This window comes from Fibrella rubiginis (assembly GCF_017353185.1).
Classification (GTDB): domain Bacteria; phylum Bacteroidota; class Bacteroidia; order Cytophagales; family Spirosomataceae; genus Fibrella; species Fibrella rubiginis.
On the sequence record NZ_JAFMYV010000001.1, the window covers coordinates 147,705 to 160,822 of the forward strand.

A 13,118-nucleotide genomic window follows, 5' to 3' on the forward strand; every position below is an offset into this window, starting at 1 on the left:
CGAATGGCTAGTTGTTAACGGTGATAGACCGGGTGGCAAGGGCGGTTTGGCTACACGAATTGGTCAGCGTAGCCTTGATAAGGTAGGTACCTGCTTTGTCGTAACTATAAGCCGTGCGCACACCGGTCTGGGGCAACGCCCGGCTGTCGCCGAAATCCCAGCTAACAGATCGGATGTCGGCACTGGGATTTTGGAGGAATAAATCGGCCTGTAGGCGGGTAATGGTGGCTCCAATGGTCGCTGAAGGCGGGATACAGTTGGCGAAACTGCGGCGTTCGAGCGTAAAGGATTCACAACCCAGCAGGGCTGTTAGTATACAGGATAGGAGTAGGGTCTTCATGCAGTTGGAGGCAGAGAAGGCTAAATACGCACTTTTTGGGGAAAGAAACGGACCGCAACTTGAGCCAATGGCGTAAAATTGCTCACACATGGCCCAGCGCGTTAGCAATTTTTGTACCAGTCGCTCTAGTTGAGGGCTCTATATCCCAAATCAACCAATTTCGGGCAAAGTGAGTTGTCTTTTATATAACGTACAAGTAATGGGCTAAATAGGATAAAATAAGGAATTTTTCCCTACCCGTTCATGCCCTTTGCTTTACCTTTGTCCGTTAAACAGCGCGTTGCAACCAATCATGGATCAGTACTCTTATGTAGCCAACTCCGATGCGGCCTATATCGACCAGTTGTACCAGTCGTATAAGCAGGACCCCGCCTCGGTCGACACCAGTTGGCAGCAATTTTTTAAGGGGTTTGAGTTTTCGTTAACCTACGGCGACCCCGCCGACAAAAGTGCTCTAACCAACGGGAAGCCAACTGGTGCCGCCACCAATGGCGCAGCTACTACCCCCGTCGATGCCAAACAAAGTGAGAAAGAAGTATCGGTCGCCAGCCTGATCAAAGCCTACCGGTCGCGGGGGCACCTGCTGTCGAAAACAAACCCCATTGGGCAACGTAAAGACCGTAATCCCCGCCTTAGCCTGACCGACTACGCGCTGTCGGAAGCTGACCTGGACACGGTTTTTGAAGCAGGTAAACTGCTCGGCATTGGCTCGGCCACGCTGCGCAAAATCATGGAATCGCTGGAGACCATCTACGCGGGCCGCATTGGCTTCGAGTACATGTACATCCGCGAGATCGATGTGAAAAACTGGCTGCGGAACAAAATCGAGAAAGAAGCCCTCACGTTTACGCCTACATCTGACGAGAAAAAGCGGATTCTGGAAAAGCTAAACGAAGCGTCTATTTTCGAGAACTTTCTGCATACCAAATACTTAGGTCAAAAACGCTTCTCGCTCGAAGGGGGCGAAACGTCCATCGCGGCACTCGACGCTATCATTACCCGCGCTGCTGATCTGGGAGTGCAGGAGGTGATGATCGGCATGGCCCACCGCGGGCGGCTTAACGTGCTGACCAACATTCTGGGCAAATCCTACGAGGCCATCTTCGACGGGTTCGAGGGGAGCGTACCCACGCAGGTGCACGGCGACGGCGACGTGAAATATCACCTCGGCTATACCAGCCTGACCAAAACCCCCAGCGGCAAAGAGATCAATGTAAAGCTGGCCCCGAACCCCTCGCACCTCGAAGCGGTGAACCCCGTGGTGGAAGGTTTCGTGCGCGCCCAGGCCGACGAAGAATACGCTGGTGATTTCGCCAAAATCATGCCTATCCTCATCCACGGCGACGCGGCGGTGGCTGGTCAGGGTATTGTGTATGAGGTGACCCAAATGGCCAAACTACCCGGTTATCAAACCGGTGGTACGCTACACTTTGTGATCAACAACCAGATCGGTTTCACGACGGATTTCGATGATGCCCGCTCGTCGATCTATTGTTCCGACGTAGCCAAGATCATCGACGCGCCCATTTTTCACGTCAACGGCGACGACCCGGAAGCGGTGATTTTCTGCGCCAAACTGGCCGTGGAATTCCGCGAGATGTTCAAGCGCGATGTCTTCATCGACATGGTCTGCTACCGTCGGTACGGCCACAACGAGAGTGACGAGCCGAAATTTACGCAGCCAACCATGTACTCGGTCATTGAGAAGCACAACAACCCCCGCGAGATCTACAGCAAGCTGCTGATTGAGCGTGGCGATGTGGATGCGGCTCTGGCCAGTAAGATGGACGCCGAGTTTAAAAAAATGTTGCAGGACCGGCTCGACCAGGTAAAACAGAAGCCTGGTCTGCCCTACAAACCCCTGCGGCTTGACCAGCAATGGGCCGAACTGCGCTACGCCGAACCCGCTGATTTCAAGCAGTCGCCACAAACCGGGGTGCCTGCCGAAACGTTGGAAAAAATTGGCAAAGCACTCACAGCTGTTCCCGCCGATTTTAAGCCACTGAAGCAAATTGACAAGTTGCTGAGCGACCGGCAGAAGATGATTTTCGAGACGAAAATGGTCAACTGGTCGGTGGCGGAGCAGATGGCCTACGGGTCTGTTTTGCTCGAAAACAAGGTGGTTCGCCTCAGTGGGCAGGATGTGCAGCGAGGCACGTTCTCACACCGTCACGCCGTATTGCACGACGTAACCAACAATAAGCAGTATACCCCGCTGAACCACATTCAGGACGGGCAGATGCCGATTCAGATCTATAACTCGCTGCTGTCGGAATACGGTGTGCTGGGCTTTGAATTTGGCTACTCGATGGCCGCGCCTCACGCGCTGGTGATCTGGGAGGCTCAATTTGGTGATTTTGCCAACGGTGCGCAGGTCATTATCGACCAGTTTATTGCCGCAGCCGAATCGAAGTGGGGTATTCAGAACGGCCTGGTGATGCTGCTGCCACACGGTTATGAAGGGCAGGGACCCGAGCACTCAAACGCCCGTCCGGAGCGGTATCTACAGCTGTGCGCCGAAAACAACATGGTGGTGGCCAACATCACCACGCCCGCCAACATCTTCCACGCCATGCGTCGGCAGTTGGCCTGGGAATTCCGCAAGCCGCTGGTGATTATGTCGCCAAAATCATTGCTGCGCCACCCGCTGGCCGTTTCGCCGCTCGATGAACTGGTCAACGGCTCGTTTCGCGAAGTGATTGGCGACAGCTATGCTGACCCCAAAAAGGTGAAACGCGTGCTACTGTGCTCAGGCAAAGTATACTATGATTTGCTGGAAAAGCAGCAGGCTGATAGTCGCACTGATGTAGCCATTGTGCGGATGGAGCAATTGTATCCCCTGCCCGAAACCCAGTTGGACGCGGTGCTCAACCAATACAAAAAGCCCGAACTGGTTTGGGTGCAGGAAGAGCCTGAAAATATGGGCTATTGGTCTTTTATGCTGCGAAGGATGCACCAGCGCAACCTGCGCTATGTGGGTCGCGACTCAGCTTCATCACCCGCCACTGGCTTCGCTAAAGTCCACACGCAGGAACAGGCAGAACTGGTAGCAAAAGCGTTTTCGTAAAGGAGTTTTCAGTTTTCAGTTTTCAGTTTTCAGTTTTGCTGACCGCACCGGCGGACCGGCCAGTATACTCCAGCGTCAGCAAAACTGAAAACTGAAAACTGAAAACTTTTTTAAACTGAAAAAGATGGCTATTGAAATAAAAGTCCCCGCAGTGGGTGAGTCCATTACCGAAGTCACGGTGGGCGAATGGTTGAAAAAAGAAGGTGATGTCGTGAAGGTCGATGAGGTGTTGTGTACCCTCGATTCTGACAAGGCCTCGTTTGAATTGCCTGCCGATACGGCGGGTACATTACACATTATGGCGCAGGCCGGCGACGTGCTGCCCATTGGTGCCACCATCTGTACCATAGACGATGGCGGTTCGTCGAACGGCTCGGCTCCGGCTCCTGCGGCTCAGGCAGCACCGGAATCAGCACCACCTGCTACGCCAGCACCTGCTGCAACGGCATCACCGGCCAAACCTGCCGATGAACCCGCCCCGGCGATACAGGCCGTGGCTGAGCCAGCAGCGGCACCCATATCGTCAGCCCCGGCTAGTACGATTGAGGTGAAAATCCCATCGGTTGGTGAGTCCATTACGGAAGTGACCATTGCCGTTTGGAACAAAAAAGATGGCGACACTGTGGCGATGGACGAAACACTCTGCGAACTGGAGTCGGACAAGGCCACGTTTGAACTACCCGCCGAAGCTGCCGGTACGCTCCGTATCGTGGCTGAAGCTGGTGCGACCTTAGCTATCGGCGCGACCATTGCCCGCATCGAAGTAGGACAGGCCAGTGGAGCGACAGATACGCCGACGCAACCCGCTCCGCAACAGGCGCAGAACGGTGCAACACAGCCTGCGGCCCAAAATGGGAACGGTAAAGACACCTATGCTGCTAATTATCCGTCGCCTGCTGCCGCCAAAATTCTGGCCGAAAAGGGCGTTGAAGCCTCACAGGTGCAGGGTACGGGCGTAGATGGACGCATTACAAAGGGCGATGCCATGTCGGCCAGTCCGGCACCGGCTGCAGCCCCAACCCCGGCTCCGGCCCCCCAGCCAACTGCGCAACCTGCTCCGGCAGCGGCCAAGCCAGCGGCTCCGGCACCATCAGCGCCCGCTCCAGCCCCCGGCAGTCGTGGCCAGCGGCGCGAGAAAATGACCTCGTTGCGCAAGACCATTGCCCGCCGCCTGGTGGCGGTGAAGAACGAGACGGCCATGCTCACGACCTTCAACGAGGTCGATATGAAGCCGATTATGGATCTGCGTGGTAAGTATAAAGACAAGTTTAAGGAGAAGTATGCGGTGAGCCTCGGCTTCATGTCGTTCTTCACCAAAGCCGTTTGTATCGCCTTGCGTGAGTTTCCCGCCGTAAACGCCATGATTGATGGGGATCAGATGATATTCAATGATTACTGCGATATCTCAATCGCCGTGTCGTCGGAGCGGGGTTTGGTGGTGCCTGTCATTCGGAACGCCGAGCAGATGAGCTTCCCGCAGATTGAGAAAGAGGTGGTGCGGCTGGCTGGCTTGGCGCGTGATAACAAACTGACCATTGAGCAGATGCAGGGTGGCACGTTCACGATCACCAACGGTGGTATTTTCGGGTCGATGCTCTCGACGCCAATCATCAATGCCCCACAGTCGGCCATTCTGGGCATGCACAACATTGTGGAGCGTGCCGTGGTCATCAACGGTCAGATCGAGGTGCGGCCAATCATGTACGTAGCCCTCAGCTATGACCACCGCGTCATTGACGGCAAAGAGTCGGTGAGCTTCCTGGTGCGCATTAAGCAACTCCTGGAAGATCCAACAAGGATCTTGCTGGACGTGTAAAATGAGTTCAATGTTTAAAGTCTAAGGTTCAAAGTTGGCTGACGCCAGCCACTTATAAGGCGGCTAACTTTAGACTTTAAACATTAAACCCTTTCTCTATGCCCTGGGAATATAAAACGTTGAAAACGAAGGTGATGGCGCAGTCATCATCCTTTTTCGATTCGGACGCATCCGAGAGTCCGATGATTCCCGCTGAGGTAGTTGAGGATATTTTGAATGAACAAGGCGAACAGGATTGGGAACTGGTCAACTGTGTGCAACTGGGCACGAGTGTAGTGGGCGTTGAGTTGATGTTTCTATTCAAACGATTCTATGACCAATGACACAGTGGGAATACATCTCAATCAGCTTCCGTCCCGACCAGCTCGATGAGTTTCAGGACAAGCTGAATAAGTTTGGCAACCTGGGTTGGGAGCTGGTGGCTATGCAAACCATCGAGGCCAAAAGCATTAGCCTTTTCGACGGTGGCAACGCCTCCGCCGGCATCGTCGTAGTGTTCAAACGACCTAAAGAATAAGGACTTATTGCTCAATCAGTTTTGTTGATCCAATATGGATTTCTCGCAGAAAGACACAAGTGATGTTTATAAAGGCATCAACTCTGATGTGCCGGATCTGAGTCCTGTAAAGCATTCAAGAATAGGCTGGGAAGAGCTTTTTCGTAAAGTTGAAGAGCAGGGCTACACACCTAACAAAGACCTATTAGAGAACCTGCCTAACAATTTTGATGCGAAAGGTTGGACGTGGTAATTGCCAATCAGCCTTCGATGTATCAACCAATGAATCGCATTTATTAAAATCAATACAATGCAACAATACGACGTTATCGTTATCGGTTCGGGACCGGGCGGTTATACTGGCGCGATTCGGTGCGCGCAACTGGGTCTGAAAACGGCCATTATCGAAAAATACAACACCCTCGGTGGCACCTGCCTCAACGTGGGTTGTATTCCCTCAAAAGCCCTGCTGGACTCGTCAGAGCACTTTTTCAACGCCAGCCATACCTTTGCCGAACACGGTATCAAGCTTGACCACCTCGCCGTTGATCTGCCGCAGATGATTACCCGCAAGCAGGACGTGGTCGACCAAACCACCAAGGGCGTGGCGTTTCTGATGAAGAAAAACAAGATCGACACCTATTATGGCGTCGGCTCGTTTGTGGACGCGCATACGGTGAAGATTGCCAAAACGGAAGGTGGTGAAGAAACCATTTCGGGCAAAAACATCATCATCGCCACGGGGTCGAAACCCATGTCGTTCCCGTCGATGCCGCTGGACAAAAAACGGGTGATTACCAGCACCGAAGCCCTGAAACTGACCGAAATTCCCAAGCACATGATCATCATTGGCGCGGGCGTAATTGGGGCAGAACTGGGATCGGTGTATGCCCGCCTTGGCGCTAAGGTGTCGTTTGTCGAGTTTGCCGATTCGATGATTCCGACCATGGACAAGACGATGGGCAAGGAACTTCAGAAGTCGATCAAAAAACTCGGCGCAGATTTCTATTTCAACCACAAAGTCACGAAAGTTGAGAATACGGGCAGCGAAGTAGTCGTGTCGGTCGAAACGCCGAAGGGGGAAACCATCACCATGACTGGAGACTATTGCCTGGTGTCGGTGGGGCGTAAACCGTATACCGACGGCCTGAATCTGGAAGCGGCGGGGCTGGCTGTGGATGGGCGTGGCAAAATTGAGGTTGACGACCACCTCCAAACCAAAGTCCCTCATATCTACGCCCTCGGTGACGTGATTCGGGGGGCGATGCTGGCCCACAAAGCTGAAGAAGAAGGCGTATTTATTGCCGAGACCATTGCCGGACAGAAGCCGCACGTTAACTACCTGCTTATTCCAAACGTGGTCTATACCTGGCCGGAAGTGGCCGCTGTGGGCTATACCGAAGAGGAACTGAAAAACAAAGGCATGGCCTATAAAGTGGGTTCGTTTCCGTTCAAAGCACTGGGTCGTGCCCGCGCGTCGATGGATATTGATGGGCTGGTGAAGGTGCTGGCCGACAAAGAAACCGACGAATTACTGGGCGTCCATATCATCGGTCCCCGCGCCGCCGACATGATTGCCGAAGCCGTGATGGCGATGGAGTTCCGCGCCTCTGCCGAAGACGTGTCGCGCATTTCGCACGCGCACCCCACCTACACGGAAGCCTTCAAAGAGGCGTGTCTGGTGGCTACCGATAACCGGGCAATCAATATGTAAAGAGTCGCTATATCGCCTGGTCACTATTCTGTGGCCGGGCTTTTCGTTGCCATTCAGAGAGGATAATCCCCACGCTAAGCCAGCCAATACCCAGTAAGTAGCCACCCAGCACGTCGCTCAGGAAATGGACACCCAGGTAAATGCGGCTGAAACCTACGGCCAGGATTAGGCAAACGGCAATCAACCCAGTGAGCAGCCGCGCAGTAGCGGAGCGCAGCCGACGAATGGCCCAATAAGCCAGTAGGCCGTAGAGGGTCATGGACACCGCCGAATGTCCGCTGGGAAACGAATAGCCAACTTCCGGGTAGTAGGCAACCTGTTGCGGCCGGGCGCGGATGAAGGTTCGTTTACCCACCTGTACAAACAGCGACACGCCGCCTAATAGTAACCACAGGATCAGGGCATTACGGCGTTGGCGTTGCCAGAGCAGCACAATTGAGCCAATCAGCGTAAAGCCTACGGTAGCGAAGCGCGACCCAAACCAGGTAATGCCAAAGAGTAACTGACTTAACCGACTTGACCGGCCCTGAAACAGCCAGTGCGTAAACTGACCGTCGATCTGTACCATTGGCTCAGCATTGGCAATGTTTTCAGCCACCTCCGAGAGCAACATACCCGTTCCGAGCAACAGACCAAGTAATCCGGTCAGGGGCAGGCCGGTGAACGAATCGGTCGATAGCCGCCGGGCCAGCCAGTAAGCAGCGGTTGGATAACGGTTTGCCAAACGGTTAAACCGCCGCTGAAACAGGGTGTTGAGCTCGTTGGTGGTCATTGCGTTGGTGGCGGTCAGTTAGTTCTGTTAAGCCGGTTTTTTGGGCACCATCATCTTCACCTGCCCAGGCCTGATTGTGGCCCGAATCTCAGTAACCCGGCCCCGGTATTCGCCGTCGACCTGGAAGTAGGCCTTTCTGCGGGTGGTGATGTGGACAGATTTCGTCGGAATAATGTCAACAACGCTTGGGTCGAAGGGGCTGTATTGCCAGAACATCTTCAGCAATGCCCAAACCGATAGCCGCCGCACGATGACCACTTCAAAAACACCATCGTCCAGTTTGCCATCAGGGTTGATCACCGCTCCCGTGCCGTAGCCACGGGCGTTGGCCAGCACCACCATAATAGCCGCCCGGTGAATAACCTTGTCGTCCATCTGAAGGCTGACTTTCAATAGCCGGTGGCGCAGGAGTACCCGAAACACCCCCCGGGCATAGCCTAGTTTACCGCGCCAGTTGTTTTGCTGGTAATAGTTGACCAATTGAGCGTTCATACCAATGTCGCTCAAGTGCAGGCAGTTGTCTGAATCATCAATGCAAATGGTATCGATCGCTTCGATGTCCCCGTTCACTATCACCGATAGCGCTTCTTCAACAACCGGTGGAATGTTGAGTTCAAATGCCAGGCCATTGGCCGATCCAGCCGGTAAAATACCCATGGGTGTGCTGGTGCCCAGTACTTCTTCGGCCACGAGTTTCACGGTGCCATCGCCCCCAACGGCGACCACCCGGTCGGGCCTGATAGCGCGCACCTGATCACGGAGCAGGCTATCGTCGGCATGACCGGTGAGCAGCAACAGATGGGCCGTATGGTCGAATTGCTGGCAGAAAGCTTGAATGGCGTGTTCCCAATCGGCTTTATCTTTTCCGCCAGAAACAGGGTTAATAACGAAGAGAATGTTCAATCTGGCTTCTTTTTAAGATCAACGGATACCACGTGTCGACTGCCAATGCCAACCTCAACGTCATTCCATTTCCCTAAACAACTTACCAGCCTGTCAGGCGGCTGGCGAACCTATTTTCTGGCGGCATTGCGCATGACCGACCAACCTACGGTGAAACTATATCGGGGCTTTGGAACGGCAACGCAGATAACCGTGCAGGGGCATGTGTTAAGGCGTAGCCCGCTGCCACAGCAACACTACCAGCAACGGTTCTGGACCAATATGATTGATATGATCCGGCTGTTTCTGGTACGACCCATGGCGCATGTCGAGGTGCGGCTACAGGGCACAACCATCTGCGCGAAAACGGATATCGACGGTTTTTTTCGCTTCGACTGGTCCCCCGACACCCCGCTTCCGTCGGGCTGGCATCCAATTCAGGTCGAACTGGTTAGTGGCTCTGCTGACAAACAATCTACGCCTGTTGGCGTGAGCGATGTGTATGTACCGCACCAGACCCAATACGGATTCATCTCGGATATAGACGATACGTTTCTGGTATCGCATTCGGGCACGAAGCTGAAACGACTACGTGTGCTCCTTTTTCAGAACGCTCACGCACGAAAACCGTTTGAGGGCGTTGTGGTGCATTATCAGGCGCTGAGCCTGACCGGCACCACCCCCAACGAACCTAACCCGTTCTTTTACGTGTCGAGCAGCGAGTGGAACCTGTATGATTATCTGAGCGCGTTTTTGCACAAGCACAATCTACCCGCGGGTGTGTTGATGCTGAGTCAGTTAAAGCAGTTTAGCCAGTTACGGCAAACCGGACAAGACAAACACCTTACCAAGCTCGACCGTATTGCCCGTATTCTGTCCGCCTGCCCGGACCATCAGTTTATCCTGCTCGGCGACGACACGCAGGCTGACCCGCACATTTACGCCACTGTGGTTAAACACCATGCCGCCCAAATCCGATGTGTATATCTGCGGCAGCTTGGTTCAGTAAAAAAGCCAGACGTAATAGCCACCGTTGCTGCCATCGAAGCCGCCGGGATACCCTGTTGCTATTTTAAACACAGTGCCGAAGCTATGCAGTATTCAGCCCGGATTAAGTTGATATAGGGTTTAATGTTGCTTCGCCGCTCAACCCCTGCGAGCGCGAAGCAACCTTAGACCTTAGACGTTAAACATTAAACTTTATTTCTCAAACGTGATGCTCTCCAGCGAAACCAGATTTGCCTTAGGGTCTTCGGGTTTTAGGAAGACAAAATAAAGATCCTGCTTGCCGGTGGTGGGCTGAATGGCGGCGCGAACGTTGGCAAACGTGCGCCAGTCGCCGGTGGTGGTGTAGGGAACGGTGCTGATTACTTTGCCGGTGGGCGAACCGGTCCGTATCTCAATGGTAGCGCCCTGATCCTTAGCACCATATCGGTAGGTCACGCCGCTGATGCCCGTGAGGTCAATACCCTTCAGAGCGAAATATGACTGATCATGCGCGCCGCCTAATCGCCGGCCCTGCCGTTCCATATTGTGCAGATCGGTGGCCTCAATTGCTGCTATGCGGGTGGGGCGTAGCATAAACGTTTCGGTGGTGGTGAGCGGTTTAATAGCCCCGCCGCCGTCGGTGTAAGAGGCCGTGAGAATGTAGCGCCCGTTTTGGTCGGTGCCCTGGTGCGCGGTTAAATCCACGTTACCCGACTGTGGTAATTTGGCCGCCGTAGGTTCATTGCCGAGCGACATAATGTATTTGACCATCTCGGTAGTTTCGTCGCGTGAGAGCTGGGGGTGGGCGCTCATGGCGTGTTCGCCCCAAACGCCGTTGCCCCCCGTAATGATCTTGTTGGCTAGTTTGGCCGTGGCGGTTTTGTCGTCGCGGTACTTTTTCGATATCTCCGTGAAGGCTGGTCCCACAGACTTAGCCGCTACCTGATGGCAGGCTTTGCAGTCGCTGCCCGCAATAAGCGATTTACCCAGGTTGTACGACGCCGAAAACTGCTGATGACCTATCTGCGGGTTATTATCGGCTACCTTAGGAATGTAGTTCAGCGCCACATTCACCCGTTTTTTGTCGATTGTTTTATCTTCCTTATCAGCTACGGCCACATTATAGGCCAGCGTTTTCTGGTCGGGGAAGAAAAACGTTTTGTTATCGGTGGTGGCAATGGCAACCTGCGGCAGGGTATTGCCCACCCGGATCGTCAGGGTATCGACATCCTGTCGGCCAGCGGGGTCCGTAGCGGAAAGGCGTACTTTGTATATACCGTTTTTGCGGAAGGTGTGCGTGGGCGTAGCCGCTACCGTGCCCGTCTTTTCATTCTCAAACTGCCACGAATAGCGCAGCTGATCAGCCTTGTCGTAATCATAGCTGCCGTTGCCAAACGCTACCGTCAATGGGGCCAGGCCAATGGTGTCGTTGGCCATGATTTTGGCGATGGGCGCGCGGTTACCGGGATTGAAATCGACCCGAACCAGCCGGGCGTCGTCGTTGTCGATGCCATAGACCGATCCATACTCAAGCATGTATATAGACCCCTCTGGTCCGATTTCCATGTCGACAGGCCGCCGGAAATCGCCGGTTTTGGGCATAAACGCTTCCATCGACTGGTAGTTCTGCTGATCGTCGAGCCGGATAGCCATCACCCAGTTACGCATCCAATCATAGACAAAAAGGGCCTTGTCGTAGTAGGCAGGCAGTTTTGTGGCCGATTTCAGCGCGGGGTTGAAGTGGTACGTTGGCCCACCCATGGCGCAGCGACCACCCACGCCCAACTGCGGAAACTCGTCGGACTTACCGTAGGGGTACCAGACCATTGGCTTGTTCACTGGTGGCAACGTGTGTGCTCCCGTGTTGTTGGGCGACTCGTTGACCGGCGCGGCGGGGTCGAACAGGGCGGCGACGGTTTTGGTGGCGAAATCATACTGGTGATACGGCTTGCTGTCGCCTACAAAATAAGGCCAGCCATAATTACCCGCCTTTTTGGCCTGGTTGAATTCGTCGTAACCGCGTGGTCCCTGCGGTCCGTCTACCCCCGAATCTGGCCCGATCTCACCCCAATACACGATGGATGTGGCCGTATCGACCGAGATGCGGTAGGGGTTGCGGCACCCCATCACGTAGATTTCCGGGCGGGTCATGGGTGTGCCTTTGGGGAAGAGGTTACCCGGCGGCACCGTGTAATTTCCGTCCAGATCGACGTTGATTCGCAGAATCTTACCCCGCAGATCATTCGGGTTCCCTGCCGAGCGTTGGGCGTCGTATACCAGCCTTCCGGGCTGCGCGTCGATGGGGGCAAAGCCCTGTGACTCAAAAGGCACGGTGTTGTCGCCGGTAGAAATAAACAGGTTCCGATGGGCGTCCCAGGCCATTGAGCCTCCCGTGTGGGCACTCACTTCCAGGTCGATGGGGAAATCGATCACCACCTTCTCACTGGTCAGATCGAGGGTGTTGTCTTTTGCCATCGTAAAACGGGCAATGCGTTGTTTGGTCAGCCCGGCATCCTGGGTGGTGTAAAAGAAATAGAGGTAGGGGTGGCGCGCAAAATCGGGGTCTATGGTCATGCCCAGCAGCCCGTTGAGGTATTTTTCAACCGCTTTTACCGGAAAGTCATGCAGCAGTAAGGTTTTCTTTTTCGCCGGGTCATACATGTAAAATTTACCCGCCCGTTCCACAAAAAATACCCGCCCGTCGGGAGCGACGGCCAGCTCCATAGGCTCGTTGAGGTCATTGAACAACACCGTTTTTGTAAACCGGTTTTCGTCGGGTCGGTTTGCTGTATCAGCTACGAAACGACCCGTTGCCGGTGACGGATGCGTTCTGTCAGTGGCAGGCGTTTGCAGACCAAGCAGGGTCAGGAATAAGAAGCCGATTGGGTATAGCCAGGTTGTCATGTCAGAGTGATTATGCATTCAGAAAGGGTTGATAGCTCGCTTTTTACCCCCTGTATAACGGAGCGTTGCCAGACGGCGTCCCACTTCATTAAACACAAGTAGGCGCACTAGCCCCAGTTGCTTTCGATGTCATTTTAACC

Annotated in this window: 11 protein-coding genes; 7 read left to right on the top strand and 4 right to left on the bottom strand. The window is 54.2% G+C overall.

Translation table 11 applies throughout. The features are described 5' to 3' along the window. Positions 1-7: 7 nt before the first annotated feature. Positions 8-340 (bottom strand): PKD domain-containing protein, encoded by a 333-nt coding sequence (locus tag J2I47_RS00510; RefSeq protein WP_207362588.1) that lies wholly within the window; start codon positions 338-340, stop codon positions 8-10. Between the two features lie 292 nt (positions 341-632). On the opposite strand from J2I47_RS00510, the gene J2I47_RS00515 reads away from it, so the two are divergent. The 6 genes from J2I47_RS00515 (at position 633) to lpdA (ending at position 7,433) form a co-directional block, all read left to right on the top strand. Then, positions 633-3,407, top strand: coding sequence for a 2-oxoglutarate dehydrogenase E1 component (locus J2I47_RS00515; protein ID WP_207362589.1), 2,775 nt, complete (start codon positions 633-635; stop codon positions 3,405-3,407). 124 nt (positions 3,408-3,531) lie between these two features. Continuing rightward, positions 3,532-5,223, top strand: a complete 1,692-nt coding sequence (odhB, locus tag J2I47_RS00520) for a 2-oxoglutarate dehydrogenase complex dihydrolipoyllysine-residue succinyltransferase (protein ID WP_207362590.1) — start codon at positions 3,532-3,534, stop codon at positions 5,221-5,223. Positions 5,224-5,321: 98 nt separating this feature from the next. Further along, a complete protein-coding gene (locus J2I47_RS00525; protein ID WP_207362591.1) occupies positions 5,322-5,546 on the top strand; it encodes a DUF4177 domain-containing protein in 225 nt (74 codons plus the stop codon). Next, positions 5,543-5,740, top strand: coding sequence for a DUF4177 domain-containing protein (locus J2I47_RS00530; RefSeq protein ID WP_207362592.1), 198 nt, complete (start codon positions 5,543-5,545; stop codon positions 5,738-5,740). Before J2I47_RS00525 ends, J2I47_RS00530 begins: the two co-directional genes overlap by 4 nt. Positions 5,741-5,774: 34 nt before the next feature. Further along, complete coding sequence (locus J2I47_RS00535; protein ID WP_207362593.1) at positions 5,775-5,972, top strand: hypothetical protein; 198 nt, start codon at positions 5,775-5,777, stop codon at positions 5,970-5,972. A 57-nt stretch (positions 5,973-6,029) separates the two neighbouring features. Then, positions 6,030-7,433 (top strand): dihydrolipoyl dehydrogenase, encoded by a 1,404-nt coding sequence (lpdA, locus tag J2I47_RS00540; protein WP_207362594.1) that lies wholly within the window; start codon positions 6,030-6,032, stop codon positions 7,431-7,433. 7 nt (positions 7,434-7,440) lie between these two features. Here the strand turns inward: lpdA and J2I47_RS00545 are convergent, their stop codons facing one another. Together J2I47_RS00545 and J2I47_RS00550 are read right to left on the bottom strand one after the other, a co-directional pair. Continuing rightward, positions 7,441-8,205 (bottom strand): phosphatase PAP2 family protein, encoded by a 765-nt coding sequence (locus tag J2I47_RS00545; protein WP_207362595.1) that lies wholly within the window; start codon positions 8,203-8,205, stop codon positions 7,441-7,443. A gap of 27 nt (positions 8,206-8,232) precedes the next feature. Continuing rightward, the gene (locus tag J2I47_RS00550; RefSeq protein WP_207362596.1) at positions 8,233-9,108 is read right to left on the bottom strand and encodes a diacylglycerol/lipid kinase family protein; all 876 of its coding nucleotides are present in this window, start codon (positions 9,106-9,108) and stop codon (positions 8,233-8,235) included. Positions 9,109-9,153: 45 nt separating this feature from the next. Here J2I47_RS00550 and J2I47_RS00555 point away from each other — a divergent pair, with 45 nt between their 5' ends. Continuing rightward, complete coding sequence (locus J2I47_RS00555; RefSeq protein ID WP_207362597.1) at positions 9,154-10,212, top strand: App1 family protein phosphatidate phosphatase; 1,059 nt, start codon at positions 9,154-9,156, stop codon at positions 10,210-10,212. Positions 10,213-10,287: 75 nt separating this feature from the next. Here J2I47_RS00555 and J2I47_RS00560 read toward each other — a convergent pair whose 3' ends face one another. Further along, complete coding sequence (locus J2I47_RS00560; protein ID WP_229374189.1) at positions 10,288-12,996, bottom strand: PQQ-dependent sugar dehydrogenase; 2,709 nt, start codon at positions 12,994-12,996, stop codon at positions 10,288-10,290. Positions 12,997-13,118 lie beyond the last annotated feature (122 nt).

Bases quoted from the DNA above. Each gene is read 5' to 3' on its own strand.
- J2I47_RS00515 (WP_207362589.1), top strand. From the start codon at position 633: ATGGATCAGTACTCTTATGTAGCCAACTCCGATGCGGCCTATATCGAC.
- J2I47_RS00530 (WP_207362592.1), top strand. From the start codon at position 5,543: ATGACACAGTGGGAATACATCTCAATCAGCTTCCGTCCCGACCAGCTC.
- J2I47_RS00545 (WP_207362595.1), bottom strand. From the start codon at position 8,205: ATGACCACCAACGAGCTCAACACCCTGTTTCAGCGGCGGTTTAACCGT.
- J2I47_RS00525 (WP_207362591.1), top strand. From the start codon at position 5,322: ATGCCCTGGGAATATAAAACGTTGAAAACGAAGGTGATGGCGCAGTCA.
- J2I47_RS00560 (WP_229374189.1), bottom strand. From the start codon at position 12,996: ATGCATAATCACTCTGACATGACAACCTGGCTATACCCAATCGGCTTC.
- odhB (WP_207362590.1), top strand. From the start codon at position 3,532: ATGGCTATTGAAATAAAAGTCCCCGCAGTGGGTGAGTCCATTACCGAA.
- J2I47_RS00510 (WP_207362588.1), bottom strand. From the start codon at position 340: ATGAAGACCCTACTCCTATCCTGTATACTAACAGCCCTGCTGGGTTGT.
- lpdA (WP_207362594.1), top strand. From the start codon at position 6,030: ATGCAACAATACGACGTTATCGTTATCGGTTCGGGACCGGGCGGTTAT.
- J2I47_RS00555 (WP_207362597.1), top strand. From the start codon at position 9,154: ATGCCAACCTCAACGTCATTCCATTTCCCTAAACAACTTACCAGCCTG.
- J2I47_RS00535 (WP_207362593.1), top strand. From the start codon at position 5,775: ATGGATTTCTCGCAGAAAGACACAAGTGATGTTTATAAAGGCATCAAC.